Source organism: Algoriphagus locisalis, assembly GCF_900116615.1.
GTDB classification, from domain to species: Bacteria; Bacteroidota; Bacteroidia; order Cytophagales; family Cyclobacteriaceae; genus Algoriphagus; species Algoriphagus locisalis.
In genome coordinates this window covers 83,279-102,382 of sequence record NZ_FPBF01000010.1, presented here as the reverse complement: position 1 = coordinate 102,382, position 19,104 = coordinate 83,279, and the positions used below count along the sequence as shown (strand labels likewise).

Genomic DNA, 19,104 nt, shown 5'->3' with positions numbered 1-19,104 from the left:
TTTCCTCGACTAGCATTTCGTAGTCCTTTGCTCCATTTGATTCTGGTGCATAGTCAAAGATGCTTTGCCCCTGAAGCTAACCTTTCGATTTCAAATAAAAATATTCAAAGCCCGCTGGGTGGTATCGACGAAACCCTTATTTTAGACACAGCAGAACCCCGAACGCCTGTAGAGAATTGCAATATAAACGCAATGGGGAGTGGGAGAAGGATATATAAGTTACCAGCAAATGAGGACGAAGAACACACATTAACGATCGAAAATGAAATATTTAATCTGCTTTGGACTATTAATGAGCAGTTTATTGTGTAATGGTCAATTGAGAGAAAAAGGAAATATTGAATTAACACCGCTAGTTGGATATAGTGCTTCTTATCAAGTGCACTCTTTCCTTTTCGGTTCCTCACCAGTTTCTGGTATTCAATTAGGGATTTATGGAAATTATTTTTTTAACAACCGATGGAGTTTGCGTACAGGTTTGTTATATCAAAAAATGGGAACTAACGAAGTTGACCTTGCAATTTTTACTACCGAATATTCCGAAAGAACAAAATACATTACAGTTCCATTGACTATGAATTATCATTTTGGAACAAAACGGAACTGGCACGTGAATTATGGAATAGGTGTAGGGTTTTTGACTAACGCTGAAGCAAATTATAATGATGGAAATGGTTCTGTTAGCATAAATACCATTGCGAATTCTACGCAATTTGGAATTAGCAGTGGAATCGGATATAAATTCAATATATCGCCTAAAATTCTAGTGGTCGTTGAAAACTCTAATCTATTTGGACTCACTGACACTACAGAACAAAAAAGCGGAAAGAATTTTTATATGAGTTTTAATATCGGAGCTGTTTTCAAAATCTGAAATTATAAAGCTACACTGCATTGAAACGCAGTTTAGTCAAACCGTTTTCCATAATTCATATAAGGTAAATTCCCGGGAACAAATGCTTGTATATATAACAGAGGTTTGGGAATTGAGTAATGATGCCAGGACTATCACTGTTCAAACGAAGGTAAATTTAGAACCCTTAGCAGAAGAGCGTTCCTGGACGACCGTATTCGAAAAAGACAACTAGTATTCAACAACGTGTTTGTGCAAGCCTGACGCAGTTAGGGCTTTTTAAACATGCTTGTTCCCAGTTGTTTGTTATCATTTATCAGTAATCCGCGAATTTGCTTTTGTAGTTAATCGAGTTTAAGGGTTTTCGAATGAATCATCTTGATAAACATTTTGCGTCATGTAATAATATCGTCAGAATGGAGGTGTATTCTCAAAGCGCTTTTGCTTTTTGGAATAGTTTTGGTTTTTAAATCTACAGATGAAGAATCTAAACCTTAATCTGTAATAGTTAAAACTCATTATTTTAAAAAGATAATCCAAAGCATGTCTGCATTTCCAAGCCAACGATCATGGAGAACTTCTGCTCCCCTTCTCCCTTCATTACCAAAATAAGAATATCCGAAATATAAAGCCAGGCTTTAATCACCGGAATCAGCATACCTTTCAGTTTCCCCAGACCAATAAAGACAGCCTCCCAATAGCAAGAGTAGGCTATCTACCCAACTTTTATTTTCTTTGGACACACTGCTAATCAACTGGCTACTTTTGATGATTTTCTTGTTCAAATAAGCTAGTTCTCCCATTACCCTATTAACTGCCTCCTCCTGTCCAAACGCTTCGGAAAGCAACAACACTTCATTATGCCTATCCGCTATTTGGTACTCTTTAGATGCGGAAATCAGATCATTTGACAAGCAGATAAACCTCGCAATATCATTTTCCAATTCATTCGTATCAAACAGATAGTAACCTCGATCTTCTCGAAGCAATTCAATGGCGATGAAAACCCCTGAACTATGTGGCCTCATCTCCTGATAATTTTCCAGGGTAAGCTTCCATATGCCATTCTTATTATTAATTTCCCATTGAAGCCCGGCTACATACAAGTCCCATACATGATTAAACCTAGCTTTCTGATTATCGGAAGAAAAATATCCCAGAACCTTTTCATAACATACATCTATGGGCAAGCCCAGCTGTGACAATAGATGTTTGCCCTGCTTCAATTCACTTTGAGTCATTTCCTCCAAAAGACTTTCTGCCTCTTCCCCTTCCATTAAATCCAATAAATCATCCAATAGGAACATGCAAAAAAACAGCTTAGCAATACTATCCAGCTTATTTGTTTCCATCATTGGAAAAAGGTAGCAAGCAAACCAGTTAAGGCGCTGACTCCGAAATCGTTCCAGTACCTCTTCATCTATTTCCCCTGCATCATTCACCAACCAGGTTTCTGCCCATGTTAGGACAGAATCATCCGTATCCTTAGTATTTATCTGTAAAGCAGTATGAAAACCTATGTCATTCATGGTTTTGAATTTTTAAGATCATGTTTAAACCGCTCCACCGTCCGGCGGGAAACCCCAAAAAAATCCCCTAATTCTTCATAAGTGATTTCAGGAAGTATTCCGGGAAAAAGGTGCATCAATTCATGATACCCTTTCTTAAGACCTTTGCGACTCAGCTCCAATACCGCGACATTCCGTTCATTAATACGCAAACTGAGCTTATGGGCTAGTGCCAAAAACTTAGGATGCTTACCCAAGATATCCTGCTCTGAGGGCAGGCTGAACTCATAAAAAATTACATCGGAGATGCATTTTAACAGGGTATCACTTGGAAAGCCGGTTCGGTAAGAACGCTCATCAAACACCGTGTCAGTCCGCTGGTAAATCACAGATAAAGCATGACGCTTCTTATAATATCTGTAAGAACCAATAAACCCTTCACATAGATACCTACTTACCTTATCCGATTGACCCGCCTTCTTAAGTATTTGTCCCCTTCTGCTACGCTTTAGCTCCAATTCCGAAAAGACAATTTCGAAGTCTTCCTCGCTCAATTCCATTAGTTGACTTACATCATCAATCAACAGTTGCCTATACTTGGTTTCCATAAAATACTCGCTTAAACAATACAACAAACTCAGGCAGGTAAAAAAAGTAAGCGACAATTCCACTACACATTTTAACCAAATCCCGACTATTAATCTAATTATCAAATCATTCCAAACCAAATAACAGACTAGTTGATAAGGGTTTGCCCCCTAAAAAACCGACAAATGTCGGAGATTTCAGCCCCATATCACATTTCCGACATTTGTCGGGGGCGTATGTAAATCCGATTACATAATTTTATTACAGAATCAAAAAAGCAAAGAGATTCATCATAAACAGGTTAAAAATGGAAGCACTTGTTACAGAAAATCGACGCAATTGGGATAACCGAACCACAGTCTTTAACCGACTGTGCAGCTTGATTTTAATTGCTGTATTCATCTACACAGGCCTGGACAAACTGCTCCGCTGGGAAGCCAGCAGAAATGCCTTCCGTAACCAAACCTTTCCAGGGGAACTAGCCGAAGCGCTAGCTTATGCAGTACCAATCACTGAGTTGCTGATCACCGGGCTCCTGCTCTTTTCAGTCAGCAGATGGTGGGGATACCTCTCAAGTATCCTCCTGCTCACCGTCTTCACCACCTATGTGGGACTGATCTGGGTAGGAGCTTTCCCCAGGGTCCCCTGCAACTGCGCAGGAATTATTGACAGTCTGGGTTGGGCTGAACATTTCATACTGAATTTATTTCTAATCGGGCTGGCAGTAGTTGGACTCTATATGTTCCAAAGCAAAAAGCCCAAGGCTAGTGCCTCAGGCTTTTAACAGGTTGTTAAGCTTTAATTAGTCCGGAATTAACTGCTTCCAGAACCCAAAATTAAACTCTTATTCGGAATAGTACCTATTAATCTAAATTCATAAAAAAATTAAGGGTGACGGAGGTCAATCCGCCACCCTACAGCCCACAAAGGAAAGGCCTGGGCTGCAAAAAATATCAAAAGCAATTTATTCCAATTCAGGATCAAATTATTTCAAATAACTAATACAGCACCGCTCCTTTCTAAGGGTTGGGAGTAGAAAGGCCAACCAACACTCGGCGGTGCAGGGATCCGAACCGATTCCCAAAACCGGGGCAACCCGGACGGTTCACCCGCTGATATGGAGTCCTTGGGCGGATTCCTCACGAAGGATGAAGTCCTCGGAAGGGGCTCCGCATCAGCGGAACCAAGTAAAATCTATGTTCAACCGGGAGGCAACTCCCAAAAACGACAAGATTATGAAATCAATATCAAAAATGCTCCCAGCACTGGGATTAGTGTTCGGAGCAACCTTGGCCATGGCCATGAATGTACCGCCTATGGTGACTGAAAAAACTGCAACCAAAGTATGGACCCCAGATTCTCATCCCGACTATGCGATGACCAACGGCTATCGTGAGATTACCGATGAGGAGATCCTTGTGGATTATAGATGTGATGCAAGTTCTCAGGAATGTGAAGTGGAGTTTGTCAATGACAATCCATTTGGCACCATAGAGAATCTGGAAGAAGGCACTTATGTAGCCTTATGATAAAAGGTTAATTCCCAGGGAGATCCTTCCCTGGGAATTTTTTCACCTTTCATTCTGCCTGATACCGGATAATATAATCTCATCATCAGGTATAGGATAGGTATATTTCAAAGAATTAGGCTCTAGGATATAGGACTGTCCATTCAAAGATTTTTCCAAGGTTACTTTATAATCAGCTTCCTGATTAATCCTCCTCAGATCAGTCCAACGGAGCCCCCTACCGATCAACTCCCTTCTCCTTTCATCCAGAATAAACTGAATCAATTCTTTCCCTTCGAAATCCACCGCTGGAATTTCATCACCAGCAATCCTCCTGGAAAAGAACTCCTCCAACACCGCTATGGAACCGGCCTCATCCCCAGTTCTAGCCAATCCTTCTGCCAGATTCAACTCCAATTCTCCCACACTGAGACCTCCAAACATGCCAGTGGTACCGGACAGCCTTCCTGTATAGGAGAGCCTATTTGGACCTACTGAGTCAAAATAAACCGGAAGACGAAGGTCATTCTCTTGATAAGATGCCGCCAATACGGTATCCACATATACTTGGGAGGAATAATTAAAGGCTATAGTCAACAAAGCGGAATAATACATGACCTCCTTTCCCATCCGCTCAAAGGGAAAGCGGGCATTCTCATCCGCTTCCCTAAAATCAAGCCGATCAGGATATAGCTCCAATGCTTCTCTTGCCGTAGCTGCAGCCGCCTGATAGTCAAATATGGTCAAGTGCAGACGGGACAGCATTCCCAGCGCAGAAACTTTACTTGGTCTGGTTTTGGGAAGCTGAAAATCCGGTAAAAGAGTCACCGCTTCATTCAGATCATCCAGTACTTTCCGGTAACATTCCTCCAGATTGGATCGAAATGCCACTTCATTGACATCAGGGCTATCCTTCAGCACAATCCCCAGCAACTGATCATTTCCACCAGCCATCTGGTAAGGCGGGGCAAAGTACTGAAGCAACTGATAATAGGCATAAGCACGGTGAAACAAGGCCTCGCCCCTGAGTTTAGCGGATTCCTCCCCTTCATTTTCACCCAAATCAGCCAATGCATCCAGTGCCACATTGGCATAGAACACCTGCTCATAGGGAGAAATCCAATCGCCTACATAGTCTCCCTGAAAAGGATCGTCCATCCAGAAATAAGAACCTATCTGGTAAACAGATAAATCTGCCACGCCATCATCAGCCAGGTAATAGTTATCTGCTGCCAACACCCCCAGCACAGGCTGCTCGTTAAAAACACTTGAATTATCAAGAAGACTCCGCACATCAGCCAGGGTATTCACCACTACCAGATTCTGGTTGGGCTTCTCGTCCAGATATCCCTCACAGCCCCATAAAAGCAGGCTGAACCCGAGGATTGTTAATTTTATGTTTATTCTGTTCATAGTATTTTAGTCTAAGTTAAAAGGTGCCGTGGAGCCAGTTGGCTCCACAGCTAAGCCGGAATTTTAGATTTTGGAGGTAATCACTCCTCCCCTTTATGAAGAAAGTCTCCGGCTACCTTTAGTTGTTGTTAAAAATCAAGTTGGATACCAAAGGCTATACTTTTTCTGGGAATTTGCCTTCCAAAATCCGGGTCCCAGTCTGTATCGGTAGCTTTCCAGATCATCCCCAGATTATTGGCATAAAGAAAGAGTTCTGCCCGCTCCATTTTGGAGAAAAGCCCGGTTCCCTGTTTGGGAATGCTATAGCCTAAGCGGACATCCTGAAGCCGTATATGATCGCCTTTCTCAACTAGGACACTGCTGTTGCGATAGAAGGTATCTCTTAGGTTATCTATGGAAGCAGGCTGGGAAGGGATCTGGGTTACCAGCTCGTCGCCCGGATTCTGCCATCTCAACTCATAATCCGAGTGTCCACCTCTTCCCATCTGGATACTGCTGTATTGTACAGAAGTCCTTCTGAAATAATACCCAAATCGGTAGCTGATATTGGCAGAAAGGCTAACCCCTTTATAGCTGAAGGTATTCCGCAAGGATCCAAACGTTGTGGGTCTGGCTGGACCGTGAAAGACTATACTTTCCAGGCTTGCTTCATTGACCAGGGTACGGTAATCCTCGGAAGGCTCTCCATCCAGCAGCCCACGAGGAGCTCCAGTATCCGGATTTAAACCTGCCCATGGCAGACTATAGAAAGAAAACAGCGGTCTTCCTTCCACCGGATAATTCACTCCCCCACCCCCTCCACTTGCTCCTCTGTCGAGAATACTTGCTACCGGGGATTCTATCTCATAATCAGTCACTCTTTCCTTAAGGCCAGACAGCAAAAAGGCAGTATTCCATTTCAATCCTCCTGTCAGGTTTCTGGTATTCAGCTGCAGGTCATAGCCTGTTGTCCGCATGGAGGCATTATTACCGGTGAAGGTCAATATACCCGCACTCGGGGGATAGGGAGACTGTCCGATCAGATCCAGCCCGTCTTTCAGGTAAAATTCCAAGGTCCCGGAGATCCTGCCGTTTTTACTTTCCATATCCAGCCCTACATTGGTGATCTTGATCCGTTCCCATCGAAGGTTTCGGTTAGGGGGATTAACAATCTGCGCATAAGGCAAATTGGTCAATGTATTTCTGGTCGCTATTCTTGCAGTGGTAAAGGCAGAAAGGCTTCGGTCCACATTGCCGTTAAAACCATAGGAAACCCTGAGTTTTAGATAGGGCATGCCCTCCCAGTGGTAAAAGTCTTCCTCACTGAGCGTCCAGCCCAGGCCGGCCGACCAAAGCGGTACTGCCCGTTGGTTTGCTTCTACCCCAAATAGATTGGAAGCATCCTTCCTGGCGCTCAGGGTGAGTAGATAGCGATTTGAATAGCTAAGCGAGGCATTCGCAAACAGGGAATAAAAGCGGTCTGCCCCAGCCCCTACACCATCCGCATGGGTAACCGGAGACATGATCAATGGAAAATTATACTGGGGAAAAACAGATAGGTAATCCACTTTCTGGGTACTGCCCGTTTCAGCATTGTACCCGTACAGTCTTTGACTGGATGTTTCAAAATCCAGCATTTTCAATTCTGCCCCAGCCAGTGAGTTAAATTCCCATTTATTACCCCAATCACCTGCATATTCCACCATTGCCCTTGCTGAATGGCTGTTGGATAACCTGCTGGAGTGCTGTAAAATCCCGCCGTAGGGAATATTCCGGATCAGGTTTCCATTCTCATCGAATTCGCTGAATAGGTTGATCTCCTCCCTGGCGTAATAGCTATCCTGGTCATACAGAGTTTCGCTACGAGAGTTCATCTGCCAGTACTGATAGAGTATCTTGGCCTTCAGCCCTTTGAGCAAGGCATAATCCATTCCCAGATTCAATCTCCAGTCATCCAGGTAATCCTTGGTAGGACTGAGCCCTATTTCATCCAGGGGAACGTAATCCCAGTCAAGCAGGCCCGCTGCTTCTGCCTCCTGCTTAAAACTGTTGATAAATCTATTGGTTACAGCCAGTGGATTGCCATTTTCATCTGCCAGCCGGGCATAGGGATACATGGTCTGGGCCGAGGTAAAACTCAGATCACCCGGACCTGCATTCTGATCCACTTCCCTGCTTTTGGCCCCATAAAAACCTACCTGTACGCCCAGCTTATCGTTAACCAAACGGAAATCATTTTTCACATTCAAAGTAAACCTGTTGTTGGAATTGCCTACCTCAGAGAGTCGCTGGTCATCATAGCCCAAGGATATCATGTAGCTGTGGGATGCAGATCCACCAGACAAGCCAATATTATATTGCTGGTTCAGCTGAGGACGGTAGAGGTACTGCTGAATATCCTCCCGAAGGTCATAACTCCGATAAGCGGCAATTCGTCGGTCAGCTTCCTCAGCAGTGATCAGCCCTTCCCTCTCCTGATAGAGTGTCTCCACTACCGGGGTGACCGCAGGACGTGTAGGATTGGAAAAGGTACTGTTGTAATACCCTGACTCAAAAAGCTGTTCTTCTATCGTTATAAATTCATTGATTCCCATGACCGGGGAAAGGAAGGGATCGGGCTTCTGGATCCAGTTGGAATTGGCAGTCAGGCTCACCTTCATCTCCTGATTCCGCTTACCTAACTTGGTGGTGATCACAATCACCCCATTCCCTGCCCGGGCTCCCCAGATAGAAGCGGCAGCAGCATCCCGTAATACGGTGATGCTCTCCACATCGTTGGGGTTAATATCATCCAGGCTTCCATCATAGGGGAAATTATCAATGACAATCAAAGGCTGGGAGAACACCCCCAGTGTACTTCTTCCACGGATGGAGATGGGGTCTCGGGTCTGGTCCCCTGCCCTGTTGAAGATCAGTCCGGAGGTCACATCTTCCAGCCTGTCCACCAGGTTTGTACTGACCCTTCGGTCGATCAGCTCCTCATCCAACGTCACAAAGGATCCAGAAGCACGGTCTTTTGGGATTTCCTGATATCCTGTGGATACCACTTCCACTTCATCCAATCCCATCTCCATGGGTTCCAACTCCAGCAGAAGCTCTTCTCCCACCGGCACAGTTACCTTGCTGGTCAGGGTTTTATACCCCATAAAACTAATCCTGAGCTCATAGGATCCAGCCTCTAGCTCCATCCTGAATTCCCCCTCTTCATCGGCCACAGTGGAGCCTACATCCGGAGTAATCAAAACCAATGCGCCGGCCATGGGAATGCCACTGTCCTTTTCCAATACCGTTCCCTGTAAGAACTCCTGCGCCTGCAAGGTCTGAAAAACAAAGACCATCAGACCAATCAATAGATATCGAAGAGTTCTCATAAGGCAAGTAGTTTAGGTTCGCCAATTTTCCTCAACACCAGCACATTGATTTCTTCCTCTCGCAAAATCAAGTCTAGGCCTTTTTCCTTCAATGCTCCCCTCATGCTTTCCACATCACTCAGATTTGCCTGCAGACTCAGGTCTATGGGATAATCCAAACCAGTCATATTGATTACCGGATAAGGACTGTTCCGCATAAAGACCACATTGAGATGATGAACCAACCCCTGAATAATCAGGTTGGTCATCTCCAGGCCTCCATCGATGCTGTATGAGCTCTCCGCTGAAGTAGAAGGTGGATAGTTTCTTCCCTCCTGCTGCACCAGCGCATACACCATTCGCTTCTTTTTCTCTACACTGGCTTCTATATGTGGAAAGAAGCGTTTCAGATCAGATTTCATCAATTCATAGGGGTTCGTATGGGCAGGGGCAATCAGCTCATAGCCAAACACATGGTTGCCTTCAGCCATCCATTCCAGATAGTCATTGCCAACTTTATCAGAAGTAAGTTCTTCTTCGTCAAAACCTATGGCTTCAAAGCGATTCCTCCCATAATAATCCACCATACTCCTTCCTGAATAAGCCAGTTGATAAGGGTTATACAAGGGTTTATTCGTAATCCTGATGTGGGACATCCCCTCAAACTTTTGGTAGACTCCTCCACTGAGTTCAGGAATGTATCCTGTCATCGCAGACTGGTACCAGATGTTCTTATTGCCTACCTCAGCAGCACCTGAGATCAGCCGCTCCCCTTTCGGAAGCCGAACACGGGTATCTTTCTTGGTTCTAAAGGAGGATTCACCGGTACTCAGGAGTACATCCAGATTGGCAGTGGTGATATCCTCTATCCCCGTGATGGCAACCACCTCTCCTTTAGGATCCAGCACCACTACATGTGGAATCACCGAATGGGGAAAATAGGCACTCAACTTCCAGGCATCCACCACCAAGGGCAGTTCCATGGCATCCAGACGTTCAATCCCAGAAATGGTCTCCTGAATTCTGTCTTCCGGAAAAACCGTAATCGGAAGAACCGCCAGCTGATCCCCATACTTCTTTTGGATTTTATCCATCTCTGGTAGCGATGCGATACTTGCCGTACAGGTGGGTGCCCAGAATTCCAGGATCACATACCTGCCCCGATAATCATCCAGCCGTAGCTTATCCGAATCAAACTGCAATACCTCTGAGAACTCAATCCCAGCAGGAATCCGGTCGCCGATGGACAAAGTATCGGAGCGGGTGCCCCCGCCCCGATGGGTGTCCCGCAATTCATGCGGGACTATGGGGCTAGACCTATGAGGTAAATCCGCCCCGGGTGAATCAGCAACTTGTGCTGGGAGTGTGCTTCCGTATAGACATAGCGATGCCAGGAAGCATGTGAATAGATGTTTTTTCATGCTTTTGATGTTTGTAATGCTGGGTGTCGGGTGTCGGGTGTCCGATGTTTGTCACGCTGAGCGAAGTCGAAGCGTATTAGCACCTGTCCGCAATGAGACCAGTAGAAAATCAGGAAGCTTAAAGTAGAATCACGACGCTAGGTTCTTGCCTCCTACCTTCGGAAGACAAGCTTAACTTTTGATTCTAGCTTCTTGCTACTTGATACCTGCTACTTGCTACTTATCACAAGACATAGTTTTTCCACCTTAGCCTACTTGGCCAACCACTTGTGGTGAGCCTGTCGAACCAGCAATAAATAAATACTAAGAAATGTGTCAGCTCTACCGGCTACTGTGAGCTTGCTGACGTGAGTGTGTGGTAACCGATCTGCTCAGGGATGTGCACCTCCCCTTAATCGGCGATAAAAGTCGAATCCTTCAAATCGGATTCTTGGGCTTCAGGGGATACAGGCGATCTACCGCGATAATGCCCTGCTCCTCTGGTAATGAATAACAGGCAATAGGTAATGAGCAATGTGACCCAATGTAAAAAAGCGCAGACAGATCCTTCTTCCGGAATACTGATCCCGGGAAGCAACTTAATCCAGAAAAAATCACCATCTGTTCCATGATACTTGGGTTATAACGATAGTCCAAGTTGAGAACAAGCCAAAAAAGAGGCGTGGACTCAAACAAGCTGTCTTAGAGGTACTGGTATACCTGAGGAACAAGCAAGTAAGTAGCCCACGCCAAAGGCGTGAGCATCCTCACTTATTTATCCCGTTCCTCAATTGAAATTACCAGTTTCCTAAGACGAGACTCACAAGTGCAAATGCGTTCAATATGAAAGTTTGCAGATTAGATTTCTCTAATCGCATCTAAGTTAATAATAACTTATAAAAGGACAAATATGTCCTAATAAAAATTTACTTAATTCATGACTATTGTTATGTGGGAAGAAAGCCAAATTACAAAAACCAAGCATTTATTGATAAGGTCAGCTCCAAGATTTTGGAACTTGCTGATGAACAAGATATAACGCAGGAAGAAATTGCAGAATTATTCCAAGCTGACGACAATAGGCAAATTGGAAGAGTCTTGAGAGGAGAAACAAATTTTGGGATTAGTGAACTGGAAAGATTTGCTAAAATTTTAAAAGTTCACCCAAAAGTATTTCTGGATTTCAATTGGGAATAATTGTATTCAATTCAAAAAAATTTAAACTCAGCTTTAGACTCAAGCTTATGCACCAGCTTCCCGTAGCACCAAAAGATAAAATCAAGCTTCTTAAGCTCCGATAACTCATTACCTAGAAAGGATTTATCAAAGTCAGAGAATATAGACCCAAAGGACTTACTATCTATAATATAAGCGTAGGTTTCTCTAATCACTTCATGTCTTGCTGAATAAACTTTTAATTTCTTTTCAAAATCTCCGCTAGGACTATTAGATGATCCAATAATGGCCTTTGAAACTTTAGAATCATAGATTGGATAACTAGGATCAATTAGATTGATCATCTTAGTAGTAAAAGAGAACTGAAAGCTATTCTTTTTCTTCAGCGTTAGAATTTCACTTAACGCTTTTAGAATAGAAACTGGATCAATAGATTTAAGAAATCTGTTTTGCTGCATGAGGTCGAAGTATTTCACCTTAAACTCTGCTGAAAGCCCTGCATTGTCCAACCTATAAAATGATCTGAAAATAAATTGGAAAAGATAGTTTTTGGTAACATCTCCGACTCTGCCTGATCTTTGGTATCTGCCCCATAGATAAGTTTCAGGTCAGCGGCAAACTCCTTCTGCTCCTTACTGGCCACATACTTCAGACTGTTGCGGATCTGGTGGATGATACAGAGCTGTACCTCAGCCTTAGGGAAAATAGACTGGATTGCCTCAGGGAAGCCCGTCAGGTTATCTGTACAGGCGATTAGGATATCCTTTACCCCACGGTGCTGCAGATCACTTAGCACTTGTAACCAGAAGTTGGCACCTTCACTTTCAGACAGGTACATCCCCAACAGCTCTTTCTTTCCTTTCTTGTTGATACCCAAAACATTGTACAGGGCCTTATGCTTCACCTTACCATCTTCCCGAACCTTGAAGTGCATGGCATCCAGCCATACGATACAGTAAATATCCTCCAACGGGCGGTTCTGCCATTCTTTTACCTTGGGAATGATCCGGTCGGTAATATCAATGATAACCTCCGTGGATACCTCAGCATCATACATCTCCTTGATATGGGCGGATATATCACGCATGCTGCTACCCATGCCATAGAGGGCTATAATCTGATCTTCAAGGCTGTCTGCCAATATCCGTTGCCTCTTCTCTATGATCTTTGGCTCAAAGCTACTATCACGGTCTTGAGGTGTTTCCAGCTTCACTTCACCAAGGCCACTCTTGACTGTCTTCTTGCCTGTGCCGTTTCGCTTGTTTCCCGACGACCAACCGTTTTCTTCATCCCGGAGATGATCTTACATCTCTGCCTGCAGGGATTCTTCCAGAAAATCCTTCAGTAGAGGTGCTAAGGCACCATCCTTTCCGAATAGGTTGTCACCTGATAAAAACTGTTTTAATACTTTTTTCTTGAATGCTGATTCTTCTTCTTTCATACTGCTCTATCTTATAAACTTTAACTAAATTTTAATGCTTTAGACAGAGTTTATCTTACACCCTCTTTATTTTTATTTAATACGTGAAGTTTACATTAACAAAATCAACCATATACTTCGATTAGAGAATCACACTTTTTAGCAGCATTCAAGAATGGTATTTTTAAATAGTTCTCATCTAAATCTGGATCTGGTTTAAATTCGTCAATGTAATGATCTAAAGTCTGGATATAATTCCATGAGGAATTTTTGTCTTTTTCAGACCTAAAATGCCTACTCATTTTCCTAAGCAAACGAAAACTAAATTGACCTGTTGTTTCTGAAAAGCGAGCCCTTATGCGGAACAAATCATTCCAGGTTTCAACTTGTTCCTGTTCAACTGAGGTAATGGTGATTTCAATGTCTTTAATTTTGGGTGGTACAGTATCAATCTCGTCTATATCATTTACAACCGAATCATATAGTGAATTAACAAATTCGCTTGAAAGTGTAGTCGAAATTTCAAGATTGATAGGTTGTGTACGAAATGGATAAAACGCTTTTCTTCCTCCCTCAATCGGGTCTTTGTCTTTCTTTTGGTCCGAATTGCATTTGTAACAAAGAGGAACAAGATTCTTAAAGTTAATGCTTGCAAAGGGATATTTCGATTTGGGCAGATAATGGTCATAGGCTTCTCTTCGTTCAAGTTGCCCAGTATCAAATTTCATAAAACCACAACAGGTACAATTATGAAAACGATTGGCTTTGTATAGAGCTTCGTAATACTCAAGTTTATCACCATCAACTTTAGCCCTTTCCAAAAGTTCTTCATAGAATTTGACAAATAAGGGCTTCATCTTATCTTCTACCACTGCTGGAAGATTGTCCAGGTAAACCGGAGGTTTACCATTGCACAATTCCTCGATGTCATTATTTTGATGAAAGGCTTGCTTAATTTTCAGTAACTCAACCGGACTTAAACCTTCGCACCGCTCGTAAATTGAGAGTATTTCATCTTTTAACCAGCCGTAGGCATTCACAATGGTTTCATGTTCCATCTTTAACTTGCTAAGACAGTCATTTTCATCTGCTTCACACCATAGGTCACAAACAATGTGTTCTGCCAGTTTTTGTAGGCCGAAAATGGGATCGTTTGCTTTTGGGGTGATAGTTCGAAGCATTATTGCAGGTTAAGTTGGTTGAGGCTGGCAAGTAGCAGATCTTTTTCAATGGATTCGCCCATATCGCTAACCTGTTCTTTGATGGCATCTACATCGGCTTTTGTTTTTACTTGTTTAAGGTCGTACTGCAACTTTGTTCGAGCAAGGTTTCCAATAGATTGACGTTTTCCAAAAAGCACTTCTAAAATGATGTCAACCGAAGCTCCAAATGATTTAAAATTCAATTCTCGGGCACTAATCCCTTCCACTTCTTTTTGGTTTTCCTTTTTACGTCTGAAGTAAATCACTTTGTCGGGTAGGCAATCAGAAATGATAAAGGGTGAATGTGAAGTAATGAGAATATCCCGCCCTATGTCATTGCTTCCCGTGACTTCCAAGCTCTTTTTTAGTGTGCTAATGAATTTTGACCGCCAATCAGGATTAAAGTGTGTCTCAGGCTCATCAAGCAAAAGAAGTGCACTTTTGCTTTTGAGCATGAGGCAAATGCCTAATGAATGCAGAAATTGCTGTTCTCCGTCTGATAGTTGTTTGAGTAGTAACTCTTTAATCTCACCTGTTCCCTTCATTCGTTTTTGGATGTAGTAATCCAGAAAATAAAAGGTTTTGTCTAATGGGCCCGGCATATTAATTTTTCCGTGTGTATAGTAACCTTGAGATCCATATACTTCGGACTTAGCACCATAATCTGCGGTTCGGTAGTTAAGAGTGTACAGTACTTGAAATGCTTGAAAAAGCTCATATATTCCACCTTTGAAGTTCTTGCGAAAGGCTTCTTTGGTATCATCGTTAACCCAAAAATCCAGTAAAAGCTTTTTGCCGTTATCAAATCTTACCGTTCCACAATTTTTGAATTTCTGAAGGGTTTTTTCAAACTGTTTAAGTATAGGCTGTTTTTCGAGTTGATGTCCAATATTGAGGTTCATTCGAAACCGCTTGATATCTAAAATATCCAGGTATTTATCGAGTGGCTTCAATACGGATTCTTTATCCTGAAACATATAATTAGAAAGTAACACAGCCTGACTCATTTCATAGTCGATGTATACCATGTTGCTTTCCGGCTTTTCATAGTCAATATTGCCTGCAATGGCTTCTTTGTATTCATCGAAATGTACCAGCCGGGTTTTCAGGAATGGAATGCTGAGTATCTCATTTTCCCCTGATGAATAAGCAATGATAAGGTCAGGAAGGTAATTTTTGCCTGGAGCAGGAATAGTAGCTTTTTCTTTAGAAACAATTTCAACATCGCGCATTTTTTCACCTTCAAATGGATAAGGCTGCCATTTCATTTCAGGTGATTCGTCCTTTTTCTTAGTCACCATAACCAATACCATGTTTTCGATTTGATACTCGCCTTTTTCAGTCTTTGGTTTAATGTAATAGGCTAACTCATAAGCATCTGGTTTTCCCTCTTGTGATTTGAAACGCTCCTTGAAGTTTTCGGGCTGGTTGACATTAGCACAACTTTCAAGATGATAGAAAATTCCTGAAAGTGCTTCCAGTACATTTGATTTACCGCTGCCATTAAGACCTGCGAAGCAGAAAGGATGAAATTGCTGCCAATCCTCATTTGTATCACGCCCTTCTTTAAAAGGATCGCGAAAGTGTAGCTCAAAACCTTCCTGAAGGCTGCTGAACTCGCTACTGATCTTTATCCTGAGTAGCTTCATCGCTTTTACGGTATTTATATTCTTTATTGGTTTCGAGAATTATTTTGTCTCCTTCTAATCGCTGCACAATGCCTTTTAAATACTTTGAATCCTCATTGTTTTTCAGTATGGTTCGGTCAAGGATTTTGTGCAAACGTTCTATGTCTAAATTGTATTCTTCTTCAGTCTCATAATCCGAAGTGTTTATGGTATTAAGGAAGAGTTCGAGTTGAATTTCGTCATTCATGAGCCTATCTATGTCATCTGACTCAGCTTCTTTTACTTTTCCAAAAGTTTTATACAAAAAGGCTTCGAAGAATTCTTCAAGCAATTCAAGAGATTTTCTTAATTGCTTCTTCTGGTTATTTATCTCAATATGTAAAGCATCATATTTATTTTGAAGCTCCATTGGAGGGATTAGAATTTTTTGGCTTTTTAAGAGAGGAGGACTAAAATTCACAAGACTTCCTGAAGATTTACCTTTGCTAAAAAGTATCTTCTTGCCAAATTTTGAATTTAAATACCCTGAAAAATAATAAGGAGTCATTCGATTATCTTTCAGAACTATTTTAACTAAATATCCTGCAAAAGTATAGCCTTCACCTCGATCCCATACAGCTGTCTTTCCTACCAATTCTTTGCTATTAGTCCTGTTAAACAGAACATCACCGTTTTGTAAGGATAGTCTTTGGCTTTCGCTCTCATAAAATTCAACCCATTTTAAGTTATCAAGCTTAATTTCTCCCCGATATGTTATATTATTCATTCTTAAAACTGGAATACCTGCGCCATTGGTATTTGCCTTTTTAGAAGTTCCATAAACTGAACTCTCAATTACTTCATCGATGGTTCCCCAAGAATTAGAATCTTCCAAAAATTGCCGATTCTCTAAAAACATCTTTAAAAAGCTATTCGACAAATAATCATGTAATAGGTCTAATGTCTCTATTCGAACACTGATTAATTTTTGAATAAGATTAAGCCCTTTAGCTATCCTTATTTGTTTCCCACTATCTGGAAGTTCGAACTCATATTCTTCTATCTGCCCTTTCTTCAGGTGTTTTAACCCTAACCCTCTTGTCTTTTGTAATAATTCCTTTAATGCTTGGTTTGCAACATGTTGAAAATAGGAATGGTCTACCTCTTCTGTTTTGAAGACCACTTTAAAAATGTGCTGATTCAAAAGAGCATCTTTATCAGACCATTTAAATGCCCCAAAAGAAGAAAGTGAGCCTGCCCACGAAATGAGAATATCTCCATTCCTAACAATATATTTTTCATCAACCTCCCTCGTGGTGTAATTAAACTCGGCATCAGGGTTATTCAGGTTTTGTATTCTTATGATCTTCCTACCATCTTGCCCCCAATCTTCTGGTTTGAATGGGTGTCCATTTATGAGATCTACAAGGTCTTTTATTTTAACTCGTTTAGAACTCATATGCTCTAATTTCTTCTAACCCTTTTAGAATTTCCGTTTCAAGCGAATTCAACTGCTCAAGTATCTCTTTTGGTTCACGATAACCATTCGGCTCATAAATAAAATCTTGATAGAGATTGAAATTTAACTCAAAACCATTTTGTGCAATTTCTTCATATGGTATGGCAAAATGTTGAAGTTTTCTATCACTTTGATCTTCATCATCCCTGTCTTTCCAACCTTTGATAGCTTCGGGAAGCGGTTGGTCTTTCAACCTTCTTCGGTTAGCATCTAAAGAATAACCATCAGATTTCATGTTGTAAAACCAGACTTTTGTTTCTTGGGGCTGGTTATTCCTCCATTGCCCCTTTTTAAAGAGTAAAATAGACGTCTTTACCCCTGTATACGGCATAAATACACCTTCTGGAAGAGAAACTACTCCTTCGAGATCGCAATCTGTCATAAGAACCTGTCGGACAGTTTTATGAGCAGACCCCGAGTTGTATAGTAATCCCTCTGGTACAATAACAGCAGCTTTACCACCTTCTTCTAACATAAAGATTATACGTTCTAGAAATAACAGTTCAGATTGCACAGTTTGGCTAACCCTTTCCTCATCCTTATATTTTGGTTGGTAAGCGCGATTTAAATTCTCACTGATAGTAAGGCTGTTTATCTTTCCCGTAAAAGGTGGGTTAGCCAAAATGTAGCGGTATTTCTCTGCGCTGATCTCTAGCCTTTTTTCGTCATCAATTTCTAAAACCGGTTCATTCTCATTTTCCTTTTTCCAAATTTCCACATAGCGGTCAACTTCATACTGCTCATACCGATCAGAAAGAGTATCAAGATGGGTTATGTCAGGGCGTGTAATTCCATGCATCATTAAATTCATAGTAGCAATGCGAACCATAGTTTGGTCGATGTCAAAACCGTAAAATGTATTTTGTTTGAGTTTGTTTTTTTGTTCCTCAGTAAGCAAATCGCCATCTATGCCTTTGGGCAGTCCATTTACATCTTCTTCTTTCTGAGAAGAATATTTGGTGATAATGTATTGATAAGCCCCAACGAGGAAGCCACCCGAACCACAAGCAAGATCACAGATTTTTCCATCCAAATCGGGGTCTAGCATTTCGGCCATCATTTGGATAATATGTCGTGGAGTACGAAACTGTCCATTTTTACCTGCTTCACTTGTTTGCTTTAGCAAGTGCTCGTACACATCACCCTGAATGTCTTGAAAATGCTGATTGTCCTCTGCTTCCTGCCGCTCTATTTCGGTATAAATATCATCAATGGACTTTATGGCATCTTCCAGCAGTGTAGGATCATTGATGCGGAAAGAGGCATCTTCCATAGCATCGGCAAAAGGATCACCCTCTCGGGCAAGTTGAGTTTTGATGTACGGAAAAACCTTACCCTTAATGTGCGGAATTAAATCATTGCCTTTTATTTTATGGTAATGGCTCCATTTGTATTCCTGTGGAGTATCAGCATGAAAATTCTCAAGCCGTTTCATGAACAGGAGATAGGAAATTTGTTCAATGGCACTAATAGGATTGGAAAACCCACCGGACCAAAGCCTACTCCAAAGACTTTGAACCTTGTTTCTGATTTCTGTGGTTAACATTGATTTTGAAAAACTTGAAGACTTATATTACTAAT

Annotated in this window: 15 protein-coding genes and 1 pseudogene; 5 read left to right on the top strand and 11 right to left on the bottom strand. The window is 41.9% G+C overall.

Going from position 1 to position 19,104, the window contains the following annotated elements; all coding sequences use genetic code 11:
* Positions 1-262: 262 nt before the first annotated feature.
* Both BM386_RS21955 and BM386_RS24025 read left to right on the top strand, forming a co-directional pair.
* On the top strand, positions 263-874 hold the full coding sequence (locus tag BM386_RS21955) for an outer membrane beta-barrel protein (protein WP_091698111.1): 612 nt from the start codon (positions 263-265) through the stop codon (positions 872-874).
* Between the two features lie 82 nt (positions 875-956).
* Positions 957-1,088 (top strand): hypothetical protein, encoded by a 132-nt coding sequence (locus tag BM386_RS24025; protein WP_280141027.1) that lies wholly within the window; start codon positions 957-959, stop codon positions 1,086-1,088.
* A gap of 403 nt (positions 1,089-1,491) precedes the next feature.
* Here the strand turns inward: BM386_RS24025 and BM386_RS21950 are convergent, their stop codons facing one another.
* Entirely contained in the window at positions 1,492-2,382 is an 891-nt protein-coding gene (locus BM386_RS21950) for a terpene synthase family protein (protein WP_091698110.1), read from the bottom strand.
* Positions 2,379-2,969: a Crp/Fnr family transcriptional regulator gene (locus tag BM386_RS21945; protein WP_091698108.1), complete on the bottom strand. Its 591-nt coding sequence runs from the start codon at positions 2,967-2,969 to the stop codon at positions 2,379-2,381. The genes BM386_RS21950 and BM386_RS21945 overlap by 4 nt, the downstream gene beginning before the upstream one ends.
* 287 nt (positions 2,970-3,256) lie before the next feature.
* Between BM386_RS21945 and BM386_RS21940 the strand changes: the two genes are divergently transcribed.
* Both BM386_RS21940 and BM386_RS21935 read left to right on the top strand, forming a co-directional pair.
* A complete protein-coding gene (locus tag BM386_RS21940; RefSeq protein WP_139235962.1) occupies positions 3,257-3,733 on the top strand; it encodes a MauE/DoxX family redox-associated membrane protein in 477 nt (158 codons plus the stop codon).
* A gap of 451 nt (positions 3,734-4,184) precedes the next feature.
* The gene (locus tag BM386_RS21935) at positions 4,185-4,478 is read left to right on the top strand and encodes a hypothetical protein (protein ID WP_139235961.1); all 294 of its coding nucleotides are present in this window, start codon (positions 4,185-4,187) and stop codon (positions 4,476-4,478) included.
* 42 nt (positions 4,479-4,520) lie between these two features.
* Here BM386_RS21935 and BM386_RS21930 read toward each other — a convergent pair whose 3' ends face one another.
* The 3 genes from BM386_RS21930 to BM386_RS21920 form a co-directional block, all read right to left on the bottom strand.
* Complete coding sequence (locus BM386_RS21930) at positions 4,521-5,870, bottom strand: RagB/SusD family nutrient uptake outer membrane protein (RefSeq protein ID WP_091698104.1); 1,350 nt, start codon at positions 5,868-5,870, stop codon at positions 4,521-4,523.
* A gap of 128 nt (positions 5,871-5,998) precedes the next feature.
* Positions 5,999-9,220 carry a SusC/RagA family TonB-linked outer membrane protein gene (locus BM386_RS21925; protein ID WP_091698102.1) on the bottom strand — a complete coding sequence of 1,074 codons (3,222 nt, stop codon included), beginning with the start codon at positions 9,218-9,220 and terminating at the stop codon, positions 5,999-6,001.
* Entirely contained in the window at positions 9,217-10,620 is a 1,404-nt protein-coding gene (locus BM386_RS21920) for a TlpA family protein disulfide reductase (protein ID WP_091698100.1), read from the bottom strand. The genes BM386_RS21925 and BM386_RS21920 overlap by 4 nt, the downstream gene beginning before the upstream one ends.
* 990 nt (positions 10,621-11,610) lie before the next feature.
* On the opposite strand from BM386_RS21920, the gene BM386_RS21915 reads away from it, so the two are divergent.
* Entirely contained in the window at positions 11,611-11,796 is a 186-nt protein-coding gene (locus BM386_RS21915; protein WP_139235960.1) for a helix-turn-helix domain-containing protein, read from the top strand.
* An 11-nt stretch (positions 11,797-11,807) separates the two neighbouring features.
* On the opposite strand, the gene BM386_RS21910 is transcribed toward BM386_RS21915, so the two are convergent.
* The 6 genes and pseudogenes from BM386_RS21910 to BM386_RS21885 form a co-directional block, all read right to left on the bottom strand.
* Positions 11,808-12,233: a hypothetical protein gene (locus tag BM386_RS21910; protein WP_091698097.1), complete on the bottom strand. Its 426-nt coding sequence runs from the start codon at positions 12,231-12,233 to the stop codon at positions 11,808-11,810.
* 95 nt (positions 12,234-12,328) lie between these two features.
* Positions 12,329-13,216 (bottom strand): annotated as a pseudogene (locus BM386_RS21905) (IS256 family transposase); the annotation flags it as partial.
* 104 nt (positions 13,217-13,320) lie between these two features.
* Positions 13,321-14,376 (bottom strand): HNH endonuclease, encoded by a 1,056-nt coding sequence (locus BM386_RS21900; RefSeq protein WP_091698093.1) that lies wholly within the window; start codon positions 14,374-14,376, stop codon positions 13,321-13,323.
* Positions 14,376-16,046, bottom strand: coding sequence for a restriction system-associated AAA family ATPase (locus tag BM386_RS21895; protein ID WP_091698092.1), 1,671 nt, complete (start codon positions 16,044-16,046; stop codon positions 14,376-14,378). The genes BM386_RS21900 and BM386_RS21895 overlap by 1 nt, the downstream gene beginning before the upstream one ends.
* Positions 16,018-17,463, bottom strand: a complete 1,446-nt coding sequence (locus tag BM386_RS21890) for a restriction endonuclease subunit S (protein WP_091698090.1) — start codon at positions 17,461-17,463, stop codon at positions 16,018-16,020. The genes BM386_RS21895 and BM386_RS21890 overlap by 29 nt, the downstream gene beginning before the upstream one ends.
* On the bottom strand, positions 17,453-19,069 hold the full coding sequence (locus tag BM386_RS21885; RefSeq protein ID WP_091698089.1) for a class I SAM-dependent DNA methyltransferase: 1,617 nt from the start codon (positions 19,067-19,069) through the stop codon (positions 17,453-17,455). The genes BM386_RS21890 and BM386_RS21885 overlap by 11 nt, the downstream gene beginning before the upstream one ends.
* Positions 19,070-19,104 lie beyond the last annotated feature (35 nt).

What these genes read in the sequence shown, in the direction of transcription:
- BM386_RS21955 (WP_091698111.1), top strand. Translation starts at nt 263, where the DNA reads ATGAAATATTTAATCTGCTTTGGACTATTAATGAGCAGTTTATTGTGT.
- BM386_RS24025 (WP_280141027.1), top strand. Translation starts at nt 957, where the DNA reads ATGCTTGTATATATAACAGAGGTTTGGGAATTGAGTAATGATGCCAGG.
- BM386_RS21950 (WP_091698110.1), bottom strand. Translation starts at nt 2,382, where the DNA reads ATGAATGACATAGGTTTTCATACTGCTTTACAGATAAATACTAAGGAT.
- BM386_RS21945 (WP_091698108.1), bottom strand. Translation starts at nt 2,969, where the DNA reads ATGGAAACCAAGTATAGGCAACTGTTGATTGATGATGTAAGTCAACTA.
- BM386_RS21940 (WP_139235962.1), top strand. Translation starts at nt 3,257, where the DNA reads ATGGAAGCACTTGTTACAGAAAATCGACGCAATTGGGATAACCGAACC.
- BM386_RS21935 (WP_139235961.1), top strand. Translation starts at nt 4,185, where the DNA reads ATGAAATCAATATCAAAAATGCTCCCAGCACTGGGATTAGTGTTCGGA.
- BM386_RS21930 (WP_091698104.1), bottom strand. Translation starts at nt 5,870, where the DNA reads ATGAACAGAATAAACATAAAATTAACAATCCTCGGGTTCAGCCTGCTT.
- BM386_RS21925 (WP_091698102.1), bottom strand. Translation starts at nt 9,220, where the DNA reads ATGAGAACTCTTCGATATCTATTGATTGGTCTGATGGTCTTTGTTTTT.
- BM386_RS21920 (WP_091698100.1), bottom strand. Translation starts at nt 10,620, where the DNA reads ATGAAAAAACATCTATTCACATGCTTCCTGGCATCGCTATGTCTATAC.
- BM386_RS21910 (WP_091698097.1), bottom strand. Translation starts at nt 12,233, where the DNA reads ATGCAGCAAAACAGATTTCTTAAATCTATTGATCCAGTTTCTATTCTA.
- BM386_RS21900 (WP_091698093.1), bottom strand. Translation starts at nt 14,376, where the DNA reads ATGCTTCGAACTATCACCCCAAAAGCAAACGATCCCATTTTCGGCCTA.
- BM386_RS21895 (WP_091698092.1), bottom strand. Translation starts at nt 16,046, where the DNA reads ATGAAGCTACTCAGGATAAAGATCAGTAGCGAGTTCAGCAGCCTTCAG.
- BM386_RS21890 (WP_091698090.1), bottom strand. Translation starts at nt 17,463, where the DNA reads ATGAGTTCTAAACGAGTTAAAATAAAAGACCTTGTAGATCTCATAAAT.
- BM386_RS21885 (WP_091698089.1), bottom strand. Translation starts at nt 19,069, where the DNA reads ATGTTAACCACAGAAATCAGAAACAAGGTTCAAAGTCTTTGGAGTAGG.